Genomic DNA, 466 nt, shown 5'->3' with positions numbered 1-466 from the left:
TAGCAGCATTGCCATCAGATGACTCAGCACCTATCAGCCCGCGTTGAGCTCTATGCCAATCTACACAGATCTGAACATCTAATCCTGGATTAGCTTGTTTTGCCTTGTAGATCTCACCAAAGACCTCTCGTCCTGCTTCGTCGTCCTCAAGATACAAGGCGGCAATGTAGATACGCTTCTTGGCTGTTTTGATAAGCTCTAATAGCTGTGCTTTGAACTCTTTAGCCGAATAAAGTGTTCTAAAGTCTTTTGGATCAACGGGAACTGCTTCTAGTCCATCGATGACATTCTTAGCTAAAACCATTGTGAATATTGAGTCCTGTAAAGGGCTGATTTAGCCTGTTATTTTACCAAATTTGCAGCTTTAGTGCCTAGATGAATTGGTAAACAATTATCTTGAAATTAGTTAACTGTGATATTGCATTATAATTAGTGGCTTTCCCGTCTGAGTGTAGCGCAAATATAG

The 466-nt window shown here is 40.8% G+C and carries 1 pseudogene; it reads right to left on the bottom strand.

Annotation, left to right across the window (positions count from 1 at the left end):
* Nucleotides 1-304, bottom strand: a pseudogene (pssA, locus tag AB4585_RS24235) (CDP-diacylglycerol--serine O-phosphatidyltransferase); the annotation flags it as partial.
* Between the last annotated feature and the right edge of the window lie 162 nt (nt 305-466).

Source organism: Vibrio sp. 10N.222.49.C9 (genome assembly GCF_041474985.1).
Taxonomy (GTDB): domain Bacteria; phylum Pseudomonadota; class Gammaproteobacteria; order Enterobacterales; family Vibrionaceae; genus Vibrio; species Vibrio crassostreae_C.
Note: the sequence above shows the minus strand (reverse complement) of the source record. Positions and strands in the feature narration are given on the sequence as shown.